Genomic DNA, 24,006 nt, shown 5'->3' with positions numbered 1-24,006 from the left:
TCTGAGCTCTAACATACTCTGTTACGATGACGCCGCCTTCTGATGCAGAAACAGAGGTACTGGATATCATGGAGGTTCTCCTCACCGCTGAAATTATCAACCGGTATCCGCACCTCGATAAGAACGATCTTACCCCCCGACTCAGGGATATCACAGGGGTCAACGGAGGAACCACCACGCTCAAGCGTCCGGTTCTCGTCAGCGAAAGCCAGCTGAAACGCGGGATGGGCGTGGACAATGCCTACGGGACGCTGAAGGCCAATCCTTTTGTAAAGTACGAGGAGTTCGGCGGGCGCCTCGCTCTCACGTCTCTCGAACCGGCTGCCCAGTGGTTCATCACCAAAGGCGGCACCGCCCGTGCCGCACGCAATCCCGCTCTTGCATATTTTTTTGAGACGACAGGGATTGCGGACGTGTCCTATGCGGCCGCGCGTGCCGAAAACCCGCTGTACGAGGATACAAAAGAATATATCGAGGCAAAGCTTTCCCGCCTCCTTGCCGATCATGAGGAGATGCGCACTGCCCGCGACCTGATCATCATCAGCGCACCGGAGGAGATTGAACAGTCCCTTGACCTGCTCGTCTGCACCGAAGAGCAGCAGGCGATCCTCAGGAAGATAGGCATCGCACTGAAAAACCGGGACTTCCTCAGGGAGAAACGCATCTACGAATTCGGAAAACTCCTCTTTGTGGGTCCGCCGGGCACCGGAAAGACATCGCTCGCCCTCGCCATGTCGCATGCGGTGCACATGCCGATCCTCGAAGTACGGCTTGCGATGATCACCTCACAGTACTTAGGCGAGACATCGAAGAATATCGACCGGATCTTCGAACTTGCGCGGGAACTTGCCCCCTGCATCCTCTTCATCGATGAGTTCGACTTTGTCGCAAAAAGCAGGATAACGGATGACAACGCGGCGATGAAGCGTGCGGTGAATATGCTCCTGAAAAACATCGATACGACGAGTTTCATCAGGAACGGCGTTCTTCTCGTCGGGGCAACAAACCACCCCTGGCTGCTTGACGAGGCGGCATGGCGGCGTTTTGACGAGGTCGTCGAGTTCCCGCTGCCCGACAAAGCGATGCGGAAGGAGATTCTCCAAAAAATTACGCGGACGCTTGACTGCCGCTGCGATTTTGACGCTCTTTCAGAGAAGACGGAAGGGTTCACCGGATCGGATCTGCGCATCATGGTCAAGGAGGCGCTGCTTTCTGCGCTCATCCGGGAGAGCGAGGAAATCCTGCCGGAAGACATTGAAAGGGGAATGGAAATCGTCAGGAACCGCGATCTCATCAGAAAAACCAGCCACTCCTGATATGGAGATCACACTGCTCGGCACCGGAGATGCGATCGGTACACCGAAGATCGGGTGCACCTGCCCGGTCTGCGCTGACGCAGCACGCTTCGGACGCGAACGGCTGCGCACCTCGTTTCTCATCACGACGGGGGAGCGCCGTGTGCTCGTGGATACGTCACCCGACCTGCGGGCCCAGCTGCTTGCCCGCGGATCCCCCCGCATCGATGCGGTGCTCTGGACGCACGGGCATTACGACCATTTTGTCGGATACAATGAGTTTTACCGGGTCCAGAAGCTACCGCCCGCATATGCGGCTCCGCCGGTGCTCACCTATATCCGCGAACAGCTGCATTTCCTGCGCTTCGAAGGCTGCCCCCGTCCGGCATACACTCCCTTCGATCTGTTCGGGTTGTCTTGCACCTTCATCGAAGTAAACCACCCCCCTATCTATGCCTGCGGCATTGTCATCAAGGCGGACGGGGCAAAGATCGTCATCTCGGGGGATACGAACGTCCTGATACCGGCACGAAGCCGTGAACTGATGCGGGATGCCGATCTGCTCTTTCTGGATGCGCTCGTTCCCGGCGGAATCGCCATCGGTAAGCACATGAACTATGAAGACGCCCGCTCTCTCGCCGCCGATCTCGGGGCGGCGTCGTTTCGCTGCGTGCACATGAGCCACCTGATGGGGTGGGATCTTTCAGATACGGCACGTGACGGGGATGTGTTCCGGTTCTGACCCGACCCATACGTATAAGGTGATTCCGCCACCACCCATTCGTGCATATGGAAATCAAAATCATAGAACTCGAAAAAAACAGTGCAAGAATTTTCTTTGTCGGGCAGGGCCATACATTCATGAATGCGCTCACGAACGAGCTTCTTCAGGATCCTCTCGTGGATGTCGCGCAGTACATCAAGGAATTCCACTTTTCCGATCCCGAGATTGTCGTGACAACTCTCGAAGGGAGGACGCCGCTCGATGCCATCATGGACGCCTGCACGCGCCTTGCAGGGTACTGTGACGAGCTGCTTGGCCAGATACGGGCAAAGGCACAGTAGACAAAGATATACTTTTTCAGGATTTTTCTGGCGCGCGGGACAGGAGCCGCGGCCGGAATGATGTCACCCGCTCCCGCGGCTGAAAAAAGGGACGGTCGTTTTCAGACTTTCTGGGTAAAGACGATTGAACCTGCGACACGGGTGATTTTGACCTTGACGGTCTGACCGGGTTTCGTTCCCGCAACATACATCGTGTATTTGCCGATTCGTGCGACACCGTCTCCGCGGCGCGACAGGGACTCGATATCCACGTCCATGATGGCACCCTCCTCGAGCCTGCTGCCCACGGGTTCCGTGCGTGCCCGGCGTTTCTTCACCGGCCGGTGGCCTCCGCAGGCATCGCACCGGAGCGTCAGCACCCGCCCGTCCTTAATCAGCCGGGTGTCGGGTTTGCCGCACTCGGAGCAGATAACGTAATCATCGATGTAGTTACGTATTGCCGATTCAATGACCGTCCGCTCGAATTTTCCGTTGAATATCGCCCGGTTCCCATCTATCTTTCCTGCCGTTCCCAGTTCGCCGACGAGGAATTTCATCAGGTGATCCTGGTCGCGCCGAACTTTCGTTGCGATTTCAGTAAAATTCTCGAAGACGGTGGTTTTCCCCTCGATATAGACCTTCGGCTCCGGGACGGTAAAGCGCCCCTCGTCCCCGGAGATTTCGGTGATATTGCTATATGCCTGCTTCAGCAGTTTTTCGTACGGATCGACCATGCGGGTACTCTATTGATGTGCTAGAATACTATAGTTTCGGGGCCCCGACGTGCCGTGCCGTATCCCGGAGGATGCCTTTTTTTCCGCACGTGTCCGGGCAGGCGTCGCATCGGGGAGGCGGCCCCTGCCAATGATCTCCGGTGGCGATAATCCGTCTGAATATTAACGGCGATTAGCCCTAAATTCGCAATCAGCGGAAAGGCCGGTGCTTCGATGACGGAAATCCCGATGTCCCCCGACCTCCGCAGAACGGCAGCGGTGAACCGCCGCTCTGCATTATGCGGAACCATACTCCGGGATATCAGCGGCGACGCCGGGGAGAAAGAAACGCAGATGAGCCTTTTGGCCTGCCGGTGAACAGGGGCACCTGCTGCACGCGGCAGAAACCCACAAAGCGGGTGGCCGGGTATCATTAATGTAGATCCGTGATCAACCCTTCCTTCATCATGGTATCTGCCCGGGACCGATCATATCTGGAACATGAGCTGAAACGCGAGCTGACACCCCTTGAAATCGCCTGCTTCGATAACCTCTGGAGTGAACACTGCAGTTACCGGTCCACGGGGGCTCTCCTCAAAACCCTTCCCACCACGGGAGAAAACGTCCTCCTGGGCCCCGGTGACGATGCGGCGATCGTGCGGTTTTCCGATGATATCGCACTGGCAATCGGGATGGAGAGCCACAACCACCCGAGTTACGTCGATCCCTATGACGGTGCGGCGACCGGTGTGGGCGGCATCGTCCGCGACGTCATCTCGATGGGTGCGCGGCCGATCGCACTCATGGATCCGCTCTATTTCGGGCCGCTTTCCCAGGAGAAGAACCGCTATCTCTTCGAACACGTGGTCGCCGGGATCGGCGACTACGGAAACTGCATCGGCGTCCCCGTCGTCCGGGGAGAACTGGTCTTTGACGACAGTTACGCGGGAAACCCTCTCGTCAATATCGTCTGCGTGGGAGTCGTCAACCCCGGCACGTTCCTCACCGCACGGGTCAAGAAGCCCGGCAGCCGCCTCGTGCTCTACGGTGCGTCCACGGGCAGAGACGGGCTCGGAGGGGCGTCATTTGCGTCGCGTGACCTCTCCGAGGACGCCGAGGCGGAGGACCGCCCCTGTGTGCAGGTCGGGGATCCCTATACGGAAAAGCTCCTCATCGAGGCGACCCTCGAGATGGCGGCGACCGGAAAAATCCTCTCCTGCCGTGACCTCGGAGCTGCCGGGCTGGCAGGCGCCTCAAGCGAGATGAGCAGCACCTTCGGCGCCCGTCTCGATGCCTCCCGGGTCCATCTCCGTGAAACGGGGATGAATGAGGTCGAGATCCTGCTTGCCGAATCGCAGGAGCGGATGCTTGCCGAAGTTGCACCCGGGGACGTGCGGGTCATCGGTGAAATCGCGGAGAAGTATGACCTCCAGTGGAGCGATATCGGTGAGGTGACGGAGGAGCGGCGGTACGTGATCACGTTCGGGGGCCGTACGGTCTGCGATCTCCCCATCGACCTGCTCGTCGGAGGTGCGCCGTGCGAAGCGTGGCCGAAGACGCCGTATAATGCGGAAAAACCGTTCACGCCGCCATCTGCGAGTCTCCCTGATCTTGCGTGCGCGGTGCTTTCCCACCCGGACGTCGCCCGTAAAGACTGGGTGGCACGGCAGTATGACCATCACGTGCAGATCCGGACGCTCTCCGTCGGCGGCGATGCGGGCGTCCTCCGCCTCGGGAACGATGCCCTCGTACTGTCGTGCGGCTGCAATCCGCGCCAGATTTACCTTGCGCCCTACGCCGGGACCGCGAACGCCGTCTATGAAAACGCCGCAAACCTCGCGTGCGCAGGCGCCGAACCGCTCTGCATTGTCAACTGCCTGAACTTCGCGAGTCCTGTCCACCCAGAAATATTCTGGCAGATCGAGCAGTCGGTTCTCGGGATGGGCGATATGGCCCGGCGGCTCAACACACCCGTCGTGGGCGGAAACGTCTCCCTCTACAATGAGAGCGACGAATTTGAGACCCAGATAAAACCCACGCCCTCGATTGGCATGGCCGGGAAGGGGCCGGTTCTCACGCCCGGAACGCCCGGTGACGGCGCCCTCCTTGCCCTTCTCGGCGAAACCACGGACGCATTCGGCGGTTCGGTCCTTGACGCGGTGACCGGGTGCGGCGGACATGCCCCTGCGATGGCGGATCCGGGACTTCTCGCGCCGGTACGGCACCTCGTTGCCGGTGGCCGGATCGATACCGTCACCGATCTCTCCAAAGGCGGCCTCCTCGCTGCTCTCGCACGATGTTCTCCGGCCGCGTCGGTCCGCCTCGACGGCAACCCTCTCCGGGAGCTCTTCGCCGAAACGGAAGGCCGGTTCCTTGTCGCGTGCCGTGACGAAGCGGTGCTCGCCGGCATTCCCCACCGTATCATCGGCGAAACCGGCGGGGATGCGCTCCGCATCCGTTATGCGGGCGGTGTATTCGAACTCCCGCGCGGGGACATCACCCATGCACTCGGGACCACCACGCGGCTGATGCGCTACTAAGGGAGCCACATCGGATCGGGGGAAGCCCCGTGCCGGCGTTTCAGCGGCATATACCCTGTTTTTTCCGATTCAATGGGAGAATGTGCGGCGTAAAAAAGAAAAAAAGAATTTTATTTCTGTCTGAACTGGGGCATGAGGCCGCGTACTTCCTTTCCAACCGTTTCGATGAGGTGATTTTCGTCTGCCCGTGTCAGGGCGTTGAAGACAGGCCGGTTCACCATGTTCTCGAGCATCCACTCTTTTGCAAATTCCCCGCTCTGGATCTCCTCCAGCACCTGCTGCATCGCAAGATATGCCTCGGGCCCGATAATCCGGGGTCCGCGGGTCAGGTCGCCGTACTGGGCGGTATTCGAGATCGAGTCTCGCATCTTAGTAAATCCACCCTCATAGATGAGATCGACGATCAGCTTCGTCTCGTGGAGCACCTCGAGATATGCCATCTCGGGAGCATAGCCCGCCTCAACGAGCGTCTCGAATCCCGCCTTGATGAGTGAGGTAATACCGCCGCAGAGGACGGCCTGTTCACCGAAGAGATCCGTCTCGGTCTCCTCGGCAAAGGATGTCTCGAGCACCACGGCCCGGGTTGCGCCTATTCCCATCGCATAGGCGAGTGCAATGCCGTGCGCTCCGCCTGAGTAATTCTGATGCACCGCGATGAGTGCGGGGACGCCCTTGCCGTCCTCGTACATCCTCCTGACCATGTGCCCGGGGCCTTTGGGGGCGACCATTGCGACGTCGACGTTTGGCGGAGGCATGATCTGGCCATAGTGAATATTGAATCCATGTGAGAACAGAAGGCAGTTGTTTTCCACGAGATGCGGGAAGATTTCGGCGCGGTAGACCGCCGCCTGATTTTCATCGGGGAGGAGGATCATCACAACATCTGCCTTCTGTGTTGCTTCTGAGACTACATAGACCTCAAATCCGTCCTCGGAGGCTTTCTGCCAGCTTTTTCCGGGCCGGAGTCCGATGATGACGTTGAGGCCGCTGTCGCGCAGGTTGAGTGCCTGCCCTCTGCCCTGGGATCCATAGCCAATCACGGCTATGGTGCTTTTATCAAGGATACTCAAATCTGCGTCCGATTCGTAGTATTTTTTGAGCATTGTCTTCGCCAAGCATAATTGGGTCTGCTTTCATAAATATTATATGACTGGATAAAAAACGTACTTCAGATTCTTTTCCTGAGTGGGGGAAAAAATTCTCCATCAGATGAGGTCAATGTAATGGAACTTCCGGATACACAATCTACGTTGCCCGACGTTCGCATCAATCTGACACGGGTTGGCGTGAAGAACGTCAAAAAACTCGTCGAAGTCGGACGCCCGGGAAAACGCCCCGTTATTTTCATCTCGAATTTCAATGTCTTTGTCGACCTGCCGAGCAGCCTGAAGGGAGCGAATCTCTCCCGCAACTTCGAAGTGATCGACGAAGTGCTCCAGCAGGCGATTGAGGGCGAAGTGAAGGGGATCGAGGAGGTCTGCAATGCGGTGGCGCGAAAGCTTCTCGATCACCATGAGTACGCGGACCGGACCGAGGTGGACATGAAAAGCCTCTTCATGGTCAAGCGGGAGACCCCCGTCTCCAAGACCGAGTGCCATGAAGTCGTGAAGGTCGTCGCCAGCGCCGTCGCCCAGCGTACCGGCACAACGCCGCTTGTCCGGAAGAGCATCGGTGCCGAAGTCACCGGTATGACCGCGTGCCCCTGTGCGCAGAATATCATGAAAGAACGGGCTATGTACGTGCTTCAGGATCTCGATATCGATCAAAACAAGATTGACGCATTTCTGGACGAGGTCCCGATGGCGACCCACAACCAGCGTGGCAAGGGTTTCCTCTCCATCGAAACGGACGACGATCAGCACGTGGAACTCGAATCGATAATCAATATTCTCAAAGAATCGATGAGCGCGCAGATCTATGAGCTTCTGAAACGCGGAGACGAAAGTCACGTTGTCTACAGTGCGCATAAAAATGCCCGATTTGTTGAGGATTGCGTTCGGGAGATGGCAAAAAGGGTGATTAAACAGTTCTCCGGCCTGCCGGGAGATACCTTAATTACCATTAAGCAGACGAATGAGGAGAGCATCCACCAGCACGACGCCTATGCCGAGCGCAAGGCAACTCTCGCTGAACTCCGTGCGGAATTGGGGGAAATCCAGTAATATTCGGAAACAGAGCAGATTTTATCAAGTTTCTCTTTTAATTCCCGGTTATTATGTGTGGAAAACACGTTTTCCTCCGGTTTTTTCTTTTAAAATCTGGAAAATCACAACGAAAGATATTTTTAACGAAGCAATAATTAAAAGATAACGTACTCATGAGTACGTGTGTTGCTGAAAGCATGTGTATTTACACTTGTATAGCCCTGTGAACAAAAAATACAAAATGAGGCGATATTATTGTCGAAAGTTGTAGAGATTTCCCCAACCACCAGGCATGAGGGACACACCAAGCTCGTTTTGAAAGTCAATGATGAAGGCATCATCGAGCGTGGTGACTGGCTCAGCCTGACACCTGTACGGGGTATTGAAAAACTCGCCATTGGAAAGTCGATGCACCAGGTGCCGAAGATCTCCTCACGTGTCTGCGGTATCTGTCCGATTGCACACACACTCGCCGGTTGCGAGGCAATGGAGGCCTCCATCGGCTGTGAAATCCCCGAGGATGCATATCTTCTGCGTTTGATCCTGCAATGTGCAAACAGGCTCCACAGCCATGCGCTGCACAACATCCTCTCGTTGCCGGATATGTATCTTCCCGGCACCGACGTGAAAATCAACCCGTTCACTCCTGAGGAGCCCGTGCGCACAGTTGCACTCCGGATTCAGCGCCTCCGCGAGATCGCGCAGACAATCGGCGAGATTGTCGGTGGCGAAGCCATTCACCCGAGCAATCCCCGTGTCGGCGGTATGTACACGAATATCACCCCCCGGGCAAAGGCCAAGATCTACGACCTTGCCAAGGAGGGAGTACCGCTCATGCACGCCCATATGGACCTGATGATTGCGATCTTCAAGAACTGGGATGCGCGCCCGACTGCAGCGAATGCAAGCGGTGTGGAAGTTGAGAAGACGGAGAAGTTCGGCTTCCACGATCAGGGATACATGGCAGCAGCCCCGCTTTACGCGAGCTCCAGCCTTGATCTCGATCCCCAGTGGAGTCCCGAGCGCTGGACCGAAGTCCGCCCCTGGGACTGGTATATGGGTGAAATGGAGATTGACCTCGAGGATCCCAGTTACCCGTTCGGCGGTACAACAAAGGCAGGCGCAAAGGCATGGCCCCAGATGGAGGCATGCACCGGCGTCCCGCTCTACGACGGAGCACCCGTCGAAGTCGGTCCCCGTGCCCGTCTCGCAAAATACCGCGATTACGACCGGAAGGGAGCGATGGGACTGCAGATTGCCCGCCAGATGGAATTCCCCGACACGCTGTACGCCATGATGGAAGCGGTCGACGCACTCGATACATCCGGCAGTGTACTTGCCGACGAGATCCCCAGCGGTGATGGATCGCTTGGCTGGTGTGCGAACGAAGCGCCCCGCGGATGCGATGTCCACCTCGCGAAGGTGAAGGACAACAAGGTGCAGTGGTACTCACTGCTCGTGCCGACGACCTGGAACTTCCCGACGTGCAGCCGTGCGCTTGAAGGTGCACCCTGGCAGCTTGCTGAAGTCATTGTCCGTGCATACGACCCGTGTGTTTCCTGTGCGACTCACATGCTCGTGGTCGATGAAGAGAAGAAGGTAGTGGCCCAGAAACTCATTCAGTGAGCGTTCGTGCATGTTGGACTGGTATTCTGAGAATATGGTGGTCGGATGCGGCAATCCGCTCCAGACCGACGACGGGTTCGGACCTGCTGTGGTTTCGGAGCTCAAGAAAATCGCCCTTCCCGAAAACGTGAAGGTGCTTGACGCCGGCCTTGCGGGCCCCCATTATCTCTTCACGCTGATGGCGCAGTCAGACGCGCCTGTCCGGAAGATGGTCATCGTTGACATCCTTGATTTCGGAGGAGAACCCGGGCAGATCACGAAGGTTACGCCCGATTATCTTTCACCGGGGAGCTATACCGACGACCATTCGTGGGGACTGCGGGAACCCCTGAGGGTTCTTGCGGAACGCATGGAGATTGTCATCATCGGATGCCAGCCAGAGTGTATTGAACTCTCCCGGATTTCGAACGAAGACGAAAGTTACGAATTCTGGGTCACTGATACGGTGAAAAAGGCCATTCCTAAGGCAGTACGTTTAGTACTTGACGAAATAGGAGTGGATTATGGGCATACTATCAGCTCTCAAAAAACTCATCATGGGGGAGCCGCAGGAGAAGCGGACGGCGCCTGAGAAACCGGCGGAAATGCCGGCTGAAAAGGCGATACCGGTCGCAAAACCTGCATCAAAACCCGGTGATGTGAAAATTGAACAAAAGCTGGAAGGAGTAATTCAGGAGGAAAAGCCTGTGGCAAACAAAATTACAGTCGGGCACGTGCACATGAGCGGATGTACCGGATGTCTCGTGTCCCTTGCTGACAACTACGAAGGGCTCTTTAAGATTCTCGATGATTATGCCGATCTCGTCTACGCATTAACCCTCGTAGATGTACGGCATGTTCCCGAGATGGATGTGGCTCTGGTAGAGGGCTCCGTCTGTATCCAGGACGAGATGGCCGTTGAAGAGATTAAGGAAACAAGGAGGAAGGCGAAGGTCGTTGTCGCCCTCGGTGCATGTGCATCGTACGGCAACATCACGCGCTTCTGCCGTGGCGGTCAGTGGAACCAGCCGCAGCACGAGTCGTACCTGCCCATCGGGGATATCATCGATGTGGACGTTACCCTGCCGGGATGCCCGCCGGGCCCCCAGTCTATCAGGAACGTCTGCGTGATGGCATACCTGCTCCTGCAGGGAACCGACGAGCAGAAGGCGCTCGCGGCTGCGTACCTGACACCGCTGATGAATCTCGCAAAGCGCGGGACTGAAGCCTGCGGCTGCGATCTCATGTACGATGTCATCAACCAGGGCCTCTGTATGGGCTGCGGTACCTGTGCGGCAACGTGTCCCGTCCGTGCAATCACGATGGTATACGGCAAACCGCAGGTCGATCGCGACTTGTGCATCAAATGCGGTGCATGCTACGCACAATGCCCGCGGAGCTTCTTCAACTTCGATGTGATCAACGAATTCGAGAGCATCACCGAACTGATTGGTGCTGCAATGGGTCAGGGAGGTGAGTGAGAAATGGTTCTCGGTAACTACAAGTCTGCAGTTGCGGCCCGTTCGACGGACAAGGGAATCCTTTCCGCGTCCCAGGATGGCGGAATTGTAACCCAGCTCTTTGCGTTCGCGCTTGATGAGGGCATCATCGACGGCGCCATCGTCGCCGGACCCGGTGCCGAACCCTGGATGCCCGAACCCGTCGTCGCCACCACGAAGGCGGAACTGCTCGCAGCTCGCGGCACCCGCTATACGATCAGCCCGAACATGGCGCTGATCAAGGAGGCGACGCGGTCCTACGGTCTTGACAAGGTCGGTATCGTCGGCACGCCCTGCCAGATGCAGGGTCTCCGGAAGGCACAGCTCTACCCGATCGGCATGCGCGACGTGCCCGACAAGATTGCACTCGCAATCGGCATCTTCTGCATGGAAAACTTCCCGTACCAGGGTCTCGAGACCATGGTGGAAGACCACTGCACCGTGAAGATGGAGTCGGCCGTCAAGATGGATATCGGCAAGGGCAAGTTCTCGGTGTACACCGAGCGCGGTGGCCTGTCCCAGATTCCCTTAAAGCTGACCCACAAGTACGAGCAGCCCGGCTGCCACGTCTGTCTCGACTACGTCTCCAATCTCGCCGATGTTTCCACGGGATCCGTGGGCACGCCCGACGGGTGGAGCACGGTCTTTGTGCGGACCAAGGTCGGGGACGGCGTATGGGCACGGGCAGTCGATGCCGGGTGCTTCGAGACCAAGCCAATCGAGGAGGTCAAACCCGGTCTGGAACTCGTGACCAAGCTGGCAACAGACAAGATCACGAAGAACCAGAAGACCGTGGAAGCCCGCGCATCCTTCGGCGTGAAAGCCGACGGATCCGGCAAGGCGCTCAGGAATCCCTACCTCTAAATTTTTCTTTATTTTCCCGTGGCCGTATGTGCTGGTCCGGATTGTGTAAAAAGCCGAAGAATTTCGTTTTAATGGTTCCGTCCGGTTTCCGTAAATCTTTATTAACCACTATTCCTGATATCTACTCATGCAGGGCGACGAGGAGACGGTTGCACGGATTCTCAACTCCCTTAAGTTCCGGCCGAAAGGGATGACGATAACTGATATCTCCCGCCAGCTGAATATTAACCGCAATTCGATAGCAAAATATCTGCATATTCTTTTAATCTCCGGTCAGGTCGAGGTTCAGGTGCTGGGCAACGCCAAGGTCTACACGATCTCCGATCGCATCCCGATCAGCTCGATGCTCTCCTGTTCTTCGGATTTAATTGTCGTGCTTGACGAGGATGCACGGGTCATCCACGTCAATAAGGGCTACCTCACCTTCACAGGCCGTGAGGAATCGGATTTGATCGGCAGGAAGGTGACGGAAGCGGATCTGCCCCTGCTCACCACTCCCGGAATTGCGGAAATGATCGAAGAGTGCAATGCGGGAACGGGGACGACCCGCGAGGTTGAGTATGATGGAAACGACAGGACCTGCTATTTCAGGCTGAAGTTTATCCCTACGGTCTTCGAAGGCGGAAACAAGGGTGTCATCGCAATTATGGAGGATGTCACCAGCCTCAAGGAGACCGAAGAGGCTCTTAAAAAGAGCGAGGAGAGGTACCGGACAATCGTTGAGGATCAGACGGACCTGATCTGCCGGTTTCTTCCGGACGGAACGCTAACATTTGCCAACAGCGCGTTCTGCCGGTATTTTGCCCTGCCCTGTGAGGAAATCCTCGGCACAACCATTTATTCCTATATCCTCGAGGATGACAGGGACATAGTAAAGGCTGAGATTTCCGGGCTTACGGGTGAAAAGCCCGTATGCGTATCGGAGTACCGCGTCATTCTCCCTCAGGAGGGACGGGAGTGGCGAAGCTCGAAGGATATTTTCTGGCACATGTGGACGACGCGGCTCATTACGCCCAACCCTGCCGATGACTCGCGCGAGTACCAGATTGTCGGGCGCGATATCACCCGCGAGAAAGAGCGCGAAGGCATGGTCAAGCGGTACTACAAGTACATGGAATTCCTTGCCCAGACTGCGATGAATTTCATCGACATGCCTCCCGGCACCGACATCTTCAGAAATATCGGCAAACATCTGCAGATCCTTGTGCCGGAAGCACTCTATATCGTTGTTTTTGCCTGTCACAACGAAGATTCGGACATCACCATACGATTTGATGGAGGGGGTCCGATCCCGGAGCATTTTGCCGGTATTGCCGGGTGCGCACCGGAAAAGATGGTAGCGGAGCTTGCCGGGAAAGGATGGAACGGTCTTTTACAGGGCGAACTTATCAAACTGAACGGCGAGATGGAGTTTCTCCTTGATGGAATTGCCACCCGCTCACAAGCGAAGAAAATTAAAAAGGAACTGGATCTGGGCGGCATCTACATGATGGGACTCACGGCCGGATCCTCGCTCCTTGGTGGGACATTCTTCCTGCTTCCGAAGGGATCCGAGCTCAAAGACCAGTACGTTATCGAAACGTACCTGCACCAGGCGTCCAGCGCACTGAAACATTTCGGTGCCGTTGATGAGCCCTGATGTACGCACCGGTATTTCCCCACGAATCAGTCCTGTCCCGAATAGATACGCACCGGATCGATGGTTGCGTCGATAAGGAGATCGAACGCAATCGAATCGAGCCACCCGGTTTTTTGAAACATATCCATAAAGCAGACACCGATCTTTCGGGCGCTGTACTGAGCGACCGTCTCCGATGCCTTTTCAACGGTAACGGGGACGCCCGGCATTGAGAGGCCACCCATCACCACGATGACGGCCGGTGAGAGGCTGACCGCCCCTTCCGTCACCTGCATCCCGACACCCTCCCGAAGTGCAAGCTGCTTTGCATTTGATTCCTCGAAATACGGAACATACACCTGTTGTACGGGGAGATCCCGTATCGCAAACGCGAGCAATTCGATAAACGGCGTGCATGTCCCGGGGCAGCCATAATACACGATCTGGTCGCCGGAACCAAGACCTGCTTCCATGATAAATTTCTTGAACGGCCGAAGCATTCCCGGCACTCCCGACATCTGGTCAATCTGTTTCATACCTGCACAAATGTTTATTCTCCGCATAAAAGTATTCATTATGTCAGCCGGCTATTGGTCGGTGAAGGGAGGAGGAATGATAATGACGAGCAGAATAGTGGCAGGCGCCGTTGTGACGGGACTACTGCTTCTTATCGCGTCCGGATCAGCGGCAGTCATGATCACACCCGAAGCCGACAAATACGTGGGTGATGTGATCAGCCTCAACGGCACAACGGCCTTTTCACCCGGGAACCGGATTCTCGTGACGATCGAGCTTCTTGCGTTCGGACCGACCAACAAATCCGCCCCCCCCGGAATCGGCGGCACATCGGGTCAGGTGACCGTGGAAAAGGGCGGAGGAGGCGTGAACCGGTGGTACATGACGGTGGATACTGCGTCGTATCCTCCCGGTGACTACCTCGTTACGGCGGAGGTGCTTGAAACCGATGTCGTCGAAACCACCACATTCACCCTGCTCTCCCGGCCTGCAACGAAAGCGGAGATCGCGACGCCTGCAGTAACCGAACCGGCCGCCGTCCTCCCGATGACGCCGAGTCCGCTCCCATCGGCAACACGGGCGGGAGGGGCTGCATGGGCGGTATGTGCCGGTCTACTGGTGATGAGCGCGTATACGCGGCTGCATCGGCACCGGTGAGGCGTGCTTTCCGGAGCTTCGTGCAGGGTGAAGCGTTTTCACCGGTGGTTACGATCGATAGGCTCATGGATGCCTGTGGGTAAACGTAGATCCGCATGGTGCGCGTAGCGGGCGGAAAAAATAGTTATCTGAAGCATCGTCTCCGTGAACTGGCGTTTCTCGCCGTTCTCTCCACCGTGTTCCTTATTCTGCTCGGATGGGTGGTGCACCCGCTTTTTCTCATCGGCATTCCCGTCTCCCTCACCTATCTCGCCGGAAAATACAGGGCGTATCGCGCCGGTATACGGGGTGAGGATGCGGTTGCAGTCATTCTGGAGGGATTTGATGACCGCTACACCCTTTTCAACGGTGTGCGGCTCCCCGGCGCCGATGGTGATATCGATCACGTACTGGTAGGGCCGAAGGGGATCTTTGTTATCGAAACGAAGAATTACCGTGGTTTTGTGGCCTGCCGGGGCGATGCGTGGTACCGGAAGGTCAGGGATGACTGGATTCCTCTCGGGAGAAGCCCGAGCAAACAGGCGAAGTACAACGCCTCCGTGCTCAATGAGTTTCTCACGGAGCGGCACCTCGGGGAATGGGTGTATGCGGTGGTTGTCTTCGTTAATACTTCGATGAAATCGATCTTTGAGGACACGACCGTCGATATTGTCTATGGGGACGAACTGCGGGCACACATCCTTGCCTACCCGAATATCCTCACCCCGGATCGTGCGGAGGAGATCGCATCCGCACTTATCACTGCAACCGGATAGTGAAAAATAAGGGATCAGATCATTTTAGTGCCCCAGAGGGTGTGTTCATACCGCTGTGCTTTTTCAGCCCCGCGGGTGCAGAAGGACTGGTACTTCAGTCCCATCTCCTTTGTGATCGGACAGGTCGGGCAGATGCAGCCCTTCTCCTCGGAGATGCACATAAAACTCTTTCCGGTCGAACAGAAGAGTGTTTCACCGGCCTCTTTCGCGCAGTTGTTGTAGCTCGGGCAGGTCGGGCAGGGACACCGGTTTTTAAGGTTTTTCACCATCTCCATCCGGTTTTCGGGTGCCATCTCCTTCATGGCTCGCATTTTCTCTTCAAACAGATCCACACGTATCACCCGTTATACAGTCACCATAATATTTATACAAATATATAACTATTCAAATAAAAAGAAAAAGCCCGGGTGCGGGTATTTCCGCCCGCTCTCAGGATTCGGTGAATTCTTCAAACAATTGATAGCGACGTTTCAGGAAGTCGCGCATTTCCATGGAGTCGAGCCATCCGCAGTCGAGCTGGGTGAGGATGTCATTGATGATGCGTGCCTGCTCGAGGATTTTTTCACTGGCCTCACCGGGGAGCATGTCCTCGTATGCGACGATGACCGACAGCGGATTTCTGATATGGTTCGTGAGCGTGGCAAACTGTGCAAGATTCTTCTCGATCTGCTTGAACGCCTCGCGTTCAAGCCGTTGCATCTCCTTCCGCTCGGTGATGTCGCGCGAGATGGCGATCATTACCAGCCTCTGATTCAGTTCGAAGAGGTGCGTACTCGTCTCGACAGGGATGTGGGTGCCGTCCTTCCTGAGCTGTATCTCTTCGAACGTGGCATGCCCGACGCGGAAGATCCTGTCCAGAATTTCCGGGTAGAGCTCAAGGCTTTCGGCTGCGGTAATCCCTTCGAGAGTCATCTGAAGCAGTGCTTCCCGCGTATAGCCGAGTTTTTCGCATGCAACATCGTTGACTTCAATAAACCCTGCCGTATGTCCGTCGTCCGTAATGGCATGGAGGATGATCGAGTCGTTTGCATTGTTGAAGAGCATCCGGAATTTCTTCTCGCTCTCGATCAGGGCATCCATCGATCGCTTCTGTTCGGTGATGTCCTCAAGGAGAATGGTAATGCCGGGCGATCCGTCCGTAAATGCCGTCGGGACAATCTTCATCCGGAAAAAAAGCTCCTCGTCCTCTTTCAGGATGCGGATCTCCTCGATAACCTCCTCACCCTCAAGGGCGCTGTCTATCCTCTTCTGGATGCTGAGATCCGGGGAGACGGGGTGAAGAATGTTATGGATGGGTTTATCGAGCATCTTTTCCCGGGTCGTATTGAAGAGGCGCACAAAGTTCGTATTTACATCCACGATTCTCTGCTCTTTTGAGAGAACGACAACCATATCTGAAGAAAAATTGAGCATCGCCGAGATGGGCACCCTCTGGGAGAGGTAATAGACCTTCGCCTGTCCGTACGGCTCCATGTCCACCTGCCCCGACGTGCGGAGCACGTCAAGATATCTCGCCACGGAAATGCGGTTCATACCAATCGCCTCGGCGATCTGCGTGACCGACATGCCTCGTGGATTTGCCCGTAAAACGTCCAGTATTGCTGAGTAATCCTTATGGTCCGCGACCATAATTAATTCAACAGCGTCTACGTATAAAAATGATTCTCTTGTGATTATCATTTACGGTTATTTAAGCGATTTATCATAGAGGATATATTTATCAGATTATCATTATCCCCAGGATTGGCTCTTTTCTATGTAATAATGCCCGGAATTACCATTTGAAGTCTGATTCAGGGAACCTGTACCGGTGAGGAGCGGTTGGTTTTTCCGCATTTTTTCCGGCGGACAGCATCAGGTCCCCGGTGCCGCGCACCCTGAAGGTCAGGGATTCTGGAGTCCGCTCTCTGGTGGCGGAGGCGTAAAAAAATATTCTGAAAATTGGGGGGTATCTACGCCAGATAATCTTCCGGCTTTGGGATCTGGTCTTTTAAGCCCTTGCGTTTACGGATTTCCCGCACCACATCGTTGAGCATACCGGCGGGCACCGTCTCGAACCCGACGAATTCGGTACTCCACATGGCACGTCCCTCGGTTGCGGAACGGACATCGCCTGCAAACCCGAAGAGCTCTGCCACCGGAGCATTGCCGATAACCGTGATGGTGTCGCCCTCCGACTGCATGTCCAGCACCTGGCCGCGGCGTCCCTGGATCTGGCCTGTCGCACTGCCCATGTGGTCCTGCGGGACGGTGATCTGGATGTGCTGGATCGGCTCGAGCAGGGTGTCCCCCGCCAGAAGGATGCCGGCCTTGACTGCCGCGCGTACCGCAGGGATGACCTGGGCGGGGCCGCGGTGGATTGCGTCCTCGTGGAGCTTCACATCGACAAGGCGGATTTTCAGGTTCTGGACCTGTTCGTCGGCGAGCGGGCCGCCGGCGAGTGCTTCGCGCCAGCCTTCGAATACCAGTTCCATCGTTTCATTCAGGTACTGGATACCCTTCGTCATGTCGATGAACATGTTGGTGTCCTGGATCGCCTTGACATTCTTCGCTTCGTCCTTGTTCATGCCGGCGGCGACCAGCGCGTCCCTGCGTTCGAGGGCAGGCAGGTTCATTGAAATTTCGCCGTCCTTGATCAGCTTTACGATCGCGGGGTCCAGCGGCTCGAGCTCGATGTAGAACCGGTTGTGGCGGTTCGGCGACTTTCCTTCGACGGGACCTGCCGTCCTGGTGACGGTCTCGCGGTACACCACAATCGGCGGCGAGGTGATGATCTCAACACCCTTGTCACGCTTGATACGGCCCGTGATGATCTCGAGGTGCAGTTCGCCCATGCCCGAGATCAGGTGCTCGCCGGTCTCCTCGTTGATGGTGACCTGCACCGTCGGGTCTTCCTTGGCGACCTGACGGAGAACGGTGACGAGCTTGGGGAGATCCTTCATGTTCTTCGCTTCCACGGCGACTGTCATGACAGGCTCGCTGTAGTGCTTCAGCGACTCAAACGGCGTCACCTCCATGAGCGAGCTCACCGTCGACCCGACGATGGCATCCTTCAGCCCCGTTACGGCGGCAATATTACCCGCAGGCAGCGCATCAACTTCGATCCTCTCGGCGCCCATGAAGATGCCGACACTGGCAAGACGGTTGGCGCGCATCGCGGTCCCCATCACGTAGGTTTCCGTCCCGCGACGGAGCGTGCCCGAGAAGAGACGCCCGGTGGCGACTTCGCCGGCGTGCGGATCGAAAGAGATGTCGGTGACCATCAGCTGAACAGGTCCTTCCGGATCGCAGTTGAGCATCGCAGTCCCTTCCTTCGTCGTCTTGTCCCCGTGCCAGATAATGTTGACGCGGCGTTTCTGGGCGTCGAGCGGATTCGGGAGCTGGCGGACGACCATATCGAGGACGACATCGGAGAGGGGGCTGTTCTTTGCGAGCCACTTCATATCGCCCGACGTGCACTTCTCATACACGTCCTTGAACGATACCCCGCTCTTCTGCATGTACGGGGCGGAGACCGCCCAGTTATAGAGCGCGGACCCGAAGGCGACGGTGCCGTTTGCGGCATCGAGCTTCCAGCCGGCCTTGTACCGCTCCTCGTTCATGCCTCTGATGAGCTTGTTCACTTTGTCGATGACCTTTCCAAGGCGAATCTGCATTTCGGTCTCATCGACCCTGAGCTCATTGATGAGACGATCAACCTTATTGATGAAGAGAACGGGGCGGACCCCCTCTTTCAGCGCCTGCCGGAGAACGGTCTCGGTCTGGGGCATCGTGCCCTCGACTGCATCCACGAGAACAACGGCGCCGTCCACGGCACGCATTGCACGGGTGACATCTCCACCGAAGTCGACGTGACCGGGAGTGTCAATCATGTTGATGAGGTACTCCTCGCCGCCATATTCGTGCACCATCGAGACATTGCTCGAGTCAATCGTGATACCGCGGGCCTGTTCCTCCTCGTCCGAGTCCATAAAGGGCTGTCTGCCCGCCAGCTCCTCGGAAATCATGCCCGCTCCGGCGAGCAGGTTGTCGGAGAGCGTGGTTTTTCCGTGATCGATGTGGGCGACGATTCCGATGTTCCTGATGTGCTCAGGCTTGTCCATCAGTGTCGTGACCCGTTCTACCATCTTTTTCCGTCTGGTCATGTGAAACACCAAAAAAAAGGATTATCGGGCGGATTTTGCCACACGCTCGCGCTCTTCCTTCTTGCTGACCGAGAAGCAGCGCGAATCTCCGCCTGCCGCCGCGATGAGTTCATCGGCAAGGACTGCTGCCACCGGTTTCTTCTTCTTGTGCGACGCGTTGCGCACGCCACGGGCGATGAAGGTAAGTGCGGAGTCTACACGCCGCTGGGGTGCCGTGTCAACCGATTTCGGTACGTTTATGCCACCGTACTTGAGCCGGACGCTCTCTTCGCGGGGCCCTGTGTTTGAAATTGCCTCCACGAGCACCTCGACGGGGTTGCGCTTCGTCTTTTTATTGATGATTTCAAAGGCATCCTTGACAATCCGGATAACAAGCTCTTTTTTCCCGGTATTGTGTTCGGTCTGCATCAGTTTGTTGATGAGCCGCTCCACGATCAGCATCTCGCTTTTGGCAAACTGGGTGCCGGCAAGCTTCCCGCATGAATGGGGAACGATCATGGAGTGAATGTTGACATACCGGATAAGGCCGGGATCTTTGATCTCCACTTCGGAGAGGTCCCACTTGTTGAAAAGCAGGTGAGCTGCCCGTGCTTCACCGGTTTCTTCTGCTGCAGTGACTGCAGCGCTTTCTGCATCTGTCATTCCCAATTACCTCCGCGGTTTCTCTTTCCGGCCAATGACCATTTCGTGAAGGCAGACGTTATTAACCTCGGTCACCTGGAACCTGACCCCGGGAATGTCACCCTTCGATCGGCCGAGACGTCCGCCGATCCCCTCGATGGTGACCTCATCGTGTTCGTCAATGAAGTTGATCGCACCGTCTCCGACAGCGAAAGCCGTCACCTGGCGGCCGTTTTTAATCAGCTGCACGCGCACGCACTTCCGGATTGCCGAGTTCGGCTGCTTCGCTTCGACACCGACCTTCTCGAGGACGATGCCACGCGCCTGTGGCGCTCCTTCGAGCGGATCGGACTTTATGTCGAGTCCCAGCGCCCGGCGTGAATAATTAACGTCGCGCCACCTGGAATTTTTGGCGTTGCGCTGACATTTTCTGGCTGCAAATTTTCCATTTCCCATTGGATACCCTCGCAAAGTTGGTTTATAGCGTGATGGGCTAGCCTCTTTGTGCTATTAACTAACGCGCGAAATTGATATATATATTGTGGCTGAGAGTATTCTGCCCGTTCGCAGGATCTGCCGGACTTTCCGGGTTTCTGGCAGAAACAGGGGGCATTCGCCCCGGATCCCTCTCCGCCGCGGCCACCGTATATCAGATTTCTGGCTATTATACTTCGCGTCCCGGCGTATTAAATACTCGTCTCCCGTTCTGGAGTGATCCGGCAGGTCTTTCTTCTCTTTCACGCCCGCAGAGTACATCGATGAATTCATCCGGTGCCGGGAAAGTGGCGACGGACGTGATCCTCCTCCCTGCACCGGTGTGCGGTGCCTGTGCCCGCAGGCTCCGGGCCGGGTCTCCCCGATGATTATAAGCCTGCGGATGCAAATGCTGTACCGATGACGACCCGTATCTACAAGGAGGTATTTTTCGAGGCCAGTCACCGGCTTTTCCATTATAAGGGGAAATGCTACCGGCTCCACGGCCACCAGTGGCGGGTTGAGGTATGGATGGACGGGGACGTGGACTCCGAAAGCGGCATACTCGTGGATTATAATCTCATTAAGGACGTCGTGCACCGGTATGACCACCAGGTCATCCTCAACCGCGAAGATCCGATGGCTGCGTGCCTTTCGCAGTTTCAGGAAGTCGTGACCACTGACGGGGATCCGACGAGCGAACATCTCGCCGCCCTGCTTGCGGGGCAGATAACGGAAGCGTGTGCGGGAGCGGGTACTCCTGCACGCATACGTAAAATCCGTGTCTGGGAATCAACGAGCTGCTATGCCGAGTTTAGTCATGAAGATCTGTGAGATATTCAAGAGCCTTCAGGGCGAAGGACGAAACCAGGGACGTCCCTGCATCTTTATCCGGCTTGCGGGCTGCAACCTCGACTGCGCATGGTGCGATACGCCGTACGCGAAAGAAGAGGGAAAAGAGGCGGAAATCGATGCCATTCTCGATTATGCTTGGCGCCTGACGGGGGATCATTTCTGCATCACGGGCGGCGAACCGCTACTGCAGGGGGAGGAGCTGCTCTCGCTGATCCGCCGCCTCCATATGGCATCCAAGACGGTCGAAATCGAGACGAACGGCACGATTGACTTCCGCCCGTTCCAGCGTTTCGCCTCGATCTGCATGGACGTGAAATGCCCGTCGTCCGGAGAAAAGAGCAATCTGACGCTGCTTGAATTTATCAGGAGCGAGGATTCCGTTAAGTTTGTCGTCGCCGATGAACGTGACTGCGCCTATGCGCGGAAGATCCTGGCACGGTTTCCGGTACGGGGGGAGGTATTTATCTCTCCCGTTGAGGGGAGCGATGCCGGCGCCATTGCCGAGTTTCTCATCACCCATAATATCCCCGCCCGGTTCCAGCTGCAGCTGCACAAATGCATCGGGGTGAAGTGATGCCTACGGCGGTATGCCTCCTTTCGGGCGGGATGGATTCGACGACGGCCGCCTATGTCGCACGGGATATGGGATATGCTATCTGCGGCCTTCATGTGAGCTACGGACAGCTGACCGAGACGAAGGAGCGCGAATGCGCCCGGATCATCGCAGAAAAACTGGGCGCTGTTGATTACGTGGAAATCACGCTTGAGCATCTGCTCAGGTTCGGGAAGAGCAGCCTGACCGACCGGTCGCTCACCGTGGGTGATCATGACGGGAACGCCGAAGGAATCCCCGCTACGTACGTGCCGTTCCGGAATGCAAACCTGCTCTCGATCGCAACGAGTTATGCCGAGGCCTCCGGCGCCGGGGCGATCTTCATCGGAGTACAGGCGTCGGATTATGCGGGATACCCGGACTGCCGGCCCGAGTTCGTCGAGGCATTTCAGCGCGTCATCGATACCGGGACGGCCGACGACACCCGCATCCGGCTGATGTCGCCGTTCGTGCACATGAATAAGACCGCTATTATCAGGCGCGGGCTTGCCCTCGGGGTGCCCTACGGGAATACCTGGTCCTGCTACCGGAGCAACGCGCCTGCGTGCGGGAAGTGTGACTCCTGCTACTACCGGCTGCAGGCGTTCAGGGAAGCCGGAGTACCGGACCCGATCGAGTACGGGGACTGATTCCAGTGGCGGAGATATATCGCGGCAGGCGAATGGTGATAGAGAAAACGAACGTGTACCTCCCGTCCGGCAGGACGAAGGAGCGAATCGTGGTCCGGCCGGGAAAGGCGGTCGCCATCCTGCCGTGCGAGGAGGATGAATGCGTGCTGATCCGCCAGTACCGGCATGCGATAGGCCGGTGGATCTATGAGGCGCCGGCAGGCACGATGGACGCGGGAGAGACCCCCGAGGCGACTGCCCGTCGGGAGCTCATCGAAGAGACGGGGCTGGCTGCCACCGTGATCGAACCGAAAGGAAGCATTTACACGACGCCCGGGTACACCGACGAGGTGATCTACCTCTTCGAAGCGTCAGGCTTGTGTCCCTCGGATGCGCATATGCCTGACGAGGACGAGATGATCGAAGTGGTGCGCGTGTCACGCGATGAGGTGCACAGCATGATCGAGGACGGGAGCATCGTCGATGCAAAGACCATCTGCCTTGCATACCGGTGCCTGAGGTGAGGGCAGTGCGCACACTCTTCACCCTTCTCTTCTGCATAGCCGTCCTCTGCGCCGCGGCCGGGTGTTCGGCACCCGGGGCGCCGCAGGCGTCCTACCTGCTCGGTGAGGACGGGCGCCTGATCATAAAAGCGGTCCCTCCCGAGTATACGGAGACGGCTCTGGACCGGAGCGGCGGTATCACGGTAAGCCGCATCATCTTCGCCAATCCGGGGGGACCGGTCTCCGCACTCCTCGCGGCGCCGGAGGATCCGGTGGCGGCAATTGTTTTCGTCCCGGGAGCGGGCGTGAAGGCGGCCGCCCATCTCGAACGGGCGGAGACGTATGCCGCGTCGGGGATTGCGTTCTGCGTGATCGACCCCCGCGGGAACGGCGATGAAACGCCGGGGTATTCGTTTGACCTCCAGCGCGACTTTGCGCTGTACAGGGAGGGAAAATGGCCGCAGGTCTACCGGGTGGTGACCGATTGTATCATTGCGCGGGAAATGCTCGGCGAGCGGTACGGTGTTCCCGTATATGCCATGGGATCGAGTAATGGCGGGTGCTATACCGTGCTCGCGGTTGCGGCGGATCGGGACTTCGCCGGATGGTACGGGATCTCGACCTCCGGCTACGGCGGGGCTTCAGAGCAGTTCGAAGGCGATTCGCGCCTGTTTATCGCAAGTATCGACCCTGATATCGCAGTCGGGTACATCACGCCGCGGCCCGTTCGCGTCTACCATGCCGTGGACGACACGGTGATCCCTTATTCCTCCGGCATGGCGCTCTTTAACCATGCCCGTGAACCGAAGGACTTCGTTGCCTTCAACGGCACGCACGGTATCAATGCCGAGGTGGATGCGATGGTTATGGCCGATGTGCTCACCTTTTAATTGACGAGGCCCGAATAATATATAATTCTTGGATAATGGGGACACTG

The 24,006-nt window shown here is 56.9% G+C and carries 25 protein-coding genes; 17 read left to right on the top strand and 8 right to left on the bottom strand.

Annotated elements, in window-relative coordinates:
- The first annotated feature begins 26 nt into the window (after positions 1-26).
- Genes APR53_10305 through APR53_10295 form a run of 3 tightly spaced genes read left to right on the top strand, consistent with a single transcriptional unit; the run spans position 27 to position 2,360 of the window.
- Positions 27-1,316 carry an AAA family ATPase gene (locus tag APR53_10305; GenBank protein KQC04553.1) on the top strand — a complete coding sequence of 430 codons (1,290 nt, stop codon included), beginning with the start codon at positions 27-29 and terminating at the stop codon, positions 1,314-1,316.
- Between the two features lies 1 nt (position 1,317).
- Complete coding sequence (locus tag APR53_10300) at positions 1,318-2,037, top strand: MBL fold metallo-hydrolase (GenBank protein ID KQC04552.1); 720 nt, start codon at positions 1,318-1,320, stop codon at positions 2,035-2,037.
- A gap of 47 nt (positions 2,038-2,084) precedes the next feature.
- Entirely contained in the window at positions 2,085-2,360 is a 276-nt protein-coding gene (locus tag APR53_10295; protein ID KQC04551.1) for an RNA polymerase subunit sigma, read from the top strand.
- A gap of 101 nt (positions 2,361-2,461) precedes the next feature.
- On the opposite strand, the gene APR53_10290 is transcribed toward APR53_10295, so the two are convergent.
- Positions 2,462-3,073 (bottom strand): translation initiation factor IF-2 subunit beta, encoded by a 612-nt coding sequence (locus APR53_10290; protein ID KQC04550.1) that lies wholly within the window; start codon positions 3,071-3,073, stop codon positions 2,462-2,464.
- 446 nt (positions 3,074-3,519) lie between these two features.
- Here APR53_10290 and APR53_10285 point away from each other — a divergent pair, with 446 nt between their 5' ends.
- Positions 3,520-5,592, top strand: a complete 2,073-nt coding sequence (locus APR53_10285) for a phosphoribosylformylglycinamidine synthase (GenBank protein ID KQC04565.1) — start codon at positions 3,520-3,522, stop codon at positions 5,590-5,592.
- 110 nt (positions 5,593-5,702) lie between these two features.
- Here APR53_10285 and APR53_10280 read toward each other — a convergent pair whose 3' ends face one another.
- Complete coding sequence (locus tag APR53_10280; protein KQC04549.1) at positions 5,703-6,695, bottom strand: ketol-acid reductoisomerase; 993 nt, start codon at positions 6,693-6,695, stop codon at positions 5,703-5,705.
- Between the two features lie 120 nt (positions 6,696-6,815).
- Here APR53_10280 and APR53_10275 point away from each other — a divergent pair, with 120 nt between their 5' ends.
- From APR53_10275 to APR53_10250, 6 genes are all read left to right on the top strand, one after another.
- Positions 6,816-7,754 (top strand): GTP cyclohydrolase, encoded by a 939-nt coding sequence (locus tag APR53_10275; protein KQC04548.1) that lies wholly within the window; start codon positions 6,816-6,818, stop codon positions 7,752-7,754.
- A 237-nt stretch (positions 7,755-7,991) separates the two neighbouring features.
- Positions 7,992-9,362, top strand: coding sequence for a coenzyme F420 hydrogenase subunit alpha (locus APR53_10270; protein ID KQC04547.1), 1,371 nt, complete (start codon positions 7,992-7,994; stop codon positions 9,360-9,362).
- Between the two features lie 10 nt (positions 9,363-9,372).
- Positions 9,373-9,933, top strand: a complete 561-nt coding sequence (locus APR53_10265; GenBank protein KQC04546.1) for a coenzyme F420 hydrogenase — start codon at positions 9,373-9,375, stop codon at positions 9,931-9,933.
- A 13-nt stretch (positions 9,934-9,946) separates the two neighbouring features.
- Entirely contained in the window at positions 9,947-10,822 is an 876-nt protein-coding gene (locus APR53_10260; GenBank protein KQC04564.1) for a coenzyme F420 hydrogenase subunit gamma, read from the top strand.
- 3 nt (positions 10,823-10,825) lie between these two features.
- Positions 10,826-11,704: a coenzyme F420 hydrogenase subunit beta gene (locus tag APR53_10255; protein ID KQC04545.1), complete on the top strand. Its 879-nt coding sequence runs from the start codon at positions 10,826-10,828 to the stop codon at positions 11,702-11,704.
- A gap of 127 nt (positions 11,705-11,831) precedes the next feature.
- Complete coding sequence (locus tag APR53_10250) at positions 11,832-13,343, top strand: hypothetical protein (protein KQC04544.1); 1,512 nt, start codon at positions 11,832-11,834, stop codon at positions 13,341-13,343.
- Between the two features lie 26 nt (positions 13,344-13,369).
- Here the strand turns inward: APR53_10250 and APR53_10245 are convergent, their stop codons facing one another.
- On the bottom strand, positions 13,370-13,858 hold the full coding sequence (locus tag APR53_10245; GenBank protein KQC04543.1) for a hypothetical protein: 489 nt from the start codon (positions 13,856-13,858) through the stop codon (positions 13,370-13,372).
- A 10-nt stretch (positions 13,859-13,868) separates the two neighbouring features.
- Between APR53_10245 and APR53_10240 the strand changes: the two genes are divergently transcribed.
- A complete protein-coding gene (locus APR53_10240; protein KQC04542.1) occupies positions 13,869-14,495 on the top strand; it encodes a hypothetical protein in 627 nt (208 codons plus the stop codon).
- A 95-nt stretch (positions 14,496-14,590) separates the two neighbouring features.
- A complete protein-coding gene (locus tag APR53_10235; protein ID KQC04541.1) occupies positions 14,591-15,250 on the top strand; it encodes a hypothetical protein in 660 nt (219 codons plus the stop codon).
- A 14-nt stretch (positions 15,251-15,264) separates the two neighbouring features.
- Here APR53_10235 and APR53_10230 read toward each other — a convergent pair whose 3' ends face one another.
- The 5 genes from APR53_10230 to APR53_10210 all read right to left on the bottom strand — a co-directional run bounded on the left by APR53_10230 (position 15,265) and on the right by APR53_10210 (position 20,472).
- Complete coding sequence (locus APR53_10230; GenBank protein ID KQC04563.1) at positions 15,265-15,582, bottom strand: hypothetical protein; 318 nt, start codon at positions 15,580-15,582, stop codon at positions 15,265-15,267.
- A 97-nt stretch (positions 15,583-15,679) separates the two neighbouring features.
- Positions 15,680-16,816, bottom strand: coding sequence for a hypothetical protein (locus APR53_10225; GenBank protein KQC04540.1), 1,137 nt, complete (start codon positions 16,814-16,816; stop codon positions 15,680-15,682).
- 386 nt (positions 16,817-17,202) lie between these two features.
- Complete coding sequence (gene fusA, locus APR53_10220) at positions 17,203-19,395, bottom strand: elongation factor EF-2 (GenBank protein KQC04539.1); 2,193 nt, start codon at positions 19,393-19,395, stop codon at positions 17,203-17,205.
- Between the two features lie 21 nt (positions 19,396-19,416).
- The gene (locus APR53_10215; GenBank protein ID KQC04562.1) at positions 19,417-19,971 is read right to left on the bottom strand and encodes a 30S ribosomal protein S7; all 555 of its coding nucleotides are present in this window, start codon (positions 19,969-19,971) and stop codon (positions 19,417-19,419) included.
- Between the two features lie 72 nt (positions 19,972-20,043).
- Positions 20,044-20,472, bottom strand: coding sequence for a 30S ribosomal protein S12 (locus APR53_10210; protein KQC04538.1), 429 nt, complete (start codon positions 20,470-20,472; stop codon positions 20,044-20,046).
- Positions 20,473-20,910: 438 nt separating this feature from the next.
- On the opposite strand from APR53_10210, the gene APR53_10205 reads away from it, so the two are divergent.
- From APR53_10205 to APR53_10185, 5 genes are read left to right on the top strand one after another with little or no spacing between them, the layout of a single operon-like run.
- A complete protein-coding gene (locus APR53_10205) occupies positions 20,911-21,324 on the top strand; it encodes a 6-pyruvoyl tetrahydropterin synthase (protein ID KQC04561.1) in 414 nt (137 codons plus the stop codon).
- Positions 21,311-21,919, top strand: a complete 609-nt coding sequence (locus APR53_10200; GenBank protein KQC04537.1) for a 7-carboxy-7-deazaguanine synthase — start codon at positions 21,311-21,313, stop codon at positions 21,917-21,919. The genes APR53_10205 and APR53_10200 overlap by 14 nt, the downstream gene beginning before the upstream one ends.
- On the top strand, positions 21,919-22,587 hold the full coding sequence (locus tag APR53_10195) for a 7-cyano-7-deazaguanine synthase (GenBank protein KQC04560.1): 669 nt from the start codon (positions 21,919-21,921) through the stop codon (positions 22,585-22,587). The genes APR53_10200 and APR53_10195 overlap by 1 nt, the downstream gene beginning before the upstream one ends.
- A gap of 32 nt (positions 22,588-22,619) precedes the next feature.
- The gene (locus APR53_10190) at positions 22,620-23,090 is read left to right on the top strand and encodes an NUDIX hydrolase (GenBank protein KQC04536.1); all 471 of its coding nucleotides are present in this window, start codon (positions 22,620-22,622) and stop codon (positions 23,088-23,090) included.
- Positions 23,087-23,959: a hypothetical protein gene (locus tag APR53_10185; GenBank protein KQC04535.1), complete on the top strand. Its 873-nt coding sequence runs from the start codon at positions 23,087-23,089 to the stop codon at positions 23,957-23,959. The genes APR53_10190 and APR53_10185 overlap by 4 nt, the downstream gene beginning before the upstream one ends.
- Positions 23,960-24,006 lie beyond the last annotated feature (47 nt).

This window comes from Methanoculleus sp. SDB (assembly GCA_001412355.1).
Classification (GTDB): domain Archaea; phylum Halobacteriota; class Methanomicrobia; order Methanomicrobiales; family Methanomicrobiaceae; genus LKUD01.
Note: the sequence above shows the minus strand (reverse complement) of the source record. Positions and strands in the feature narration are given on the sequence as shown.

Coding starts and splice junctions, on each gene's coding strand:
- APR53_10305 (KQC04553.1), top strand. CDS start 27: ATGACGCCGCCTTCTGATGCAGAAACAGAGGTACTGGATATCATGGAG.
- APR53_10300 (KQC04552.1), top strand. CDS start 1,318: ATGGAGATCACACTGCTCGGCACCGGAGATGCGATCGGTACACCGAAG.
- APR53_10295 (KQC04551.1), top strand. CDS start 2,085: ATGGAAATCAAAATCATAGAACTCGAAAAAAACAGTGCAAGAATTTTC.
- APR53_10290 (KQC04550.1), bottom strand. CDS start 3,073: ATGGTCGATCCGTACGAAAAACTGCTGAAGCAGGCATATAGCAATATC.
- APR53_10285 (KQC04565.1), top strand. CDS start 3,520: ATGGTATCTGCCCGGGACCGATCATATCTGGAACATGAGCTGAAACGC.
- APR53_10280 (KQC04549.1), bottom strand. CDS start 6,695: ATGCTCAAAAAATACTACGAATCGGACGCAGATTTGAGTATCCTTGAT.
- APR53_10275 (KQC04548.1), top strand. CDS start 6,816: ATGGAACTTCCGGATACACAATCTACGTTGCCCGACGTTCGCATCAAT.
- APR53_10265 (KQC04546.1), top strand. CDS start 9,373: ATGTTGGACTGGTATTCTGAGAATATGGTGGTCGGATGCGGCAATCCG.
- APR53_10260 (KQC04564.1), top strand. CDS start 9,947: ATGCCGGCTGAAAAGGCGATACCGGTCGCAAAACCTGCATCAAAACCC.
- APR53_10255 (KQC04545.1), top strand. CDS start 10,826: ATGGTTCTCGGTAACTACAAGTCTGCAGTTGCGGCCCGTTCGACGGAC.
- APR53_10250 (KQC04544.1), top strand. CDS start 11,832: ATGCAGGGCGACGAGGAGACGGTTGCACGGATTCTCAACTCCCTTAAG.
- APR53_10245 (KQC04543.1), bottom strand. CDS start 13,858: ATGAAACAGATTGACCAGATGTCGGGAGTGCCGGGAATGCTTCGGCCG.
- APR53_10240 (KQC04542.1), top strand. CDS start 13,869: ATGTTTATTCTCCGCATAAAAGTATTCATTATGTCAGCCGGCTATTGG.
- APR53_10235 (KQC04541.1), top strand. CDS start 14,591: ATGGTGCGCGTAGCGGGCGGAAAAAATAGTTATCTGAAGCATCGTCTC.
- APR53_10225 (KQC04540.1), bottom strand. CDS start 16,816: ATGTCGGTCACGCAGATCGCCGAGGCGATTGGTATGAACCGCATTTCC.
- fusA (KQC04539.1), bottom strand. CDS start 19,395: ATGACCAGACGGAAAAAGATGGTAGAACGGGTCACGACACTGATGGAC.
- APR53_10210 (KQC04538.1), bottom strand. CDS start 20,472: ATGGGAAATGGAAAATTTGCAGCCAGAAAATGTCAGCGCAACGCCAAA.
- APR53_10205 (KQC04561.1), top strand. CDS start 20,911: ATGACGACCCGTATCTACAAGGAGGTATTTTTCGAGGCCAGTCACCGG.
- APR53_10200 (KQC04537.1), top strand. CDS start 21,311: ATGAAGATCTGTGAGATATTCAAGAGCCTTCAGGGCGAAGGACGAAAC.
- APR53_10195 (KQC04560.1), top strand. CDS start 21,919: ATGCCTACGGCGGTATGCCTCCTTTCGGGCGGGATGGATTCGACGACG.
- APR53_10190 (KQC04536.1), top strand. CDS start 22,620: ATGGTGATAGAGAAAACGAACGTGTACCTCCCGTCCGGCAGGACGAAG.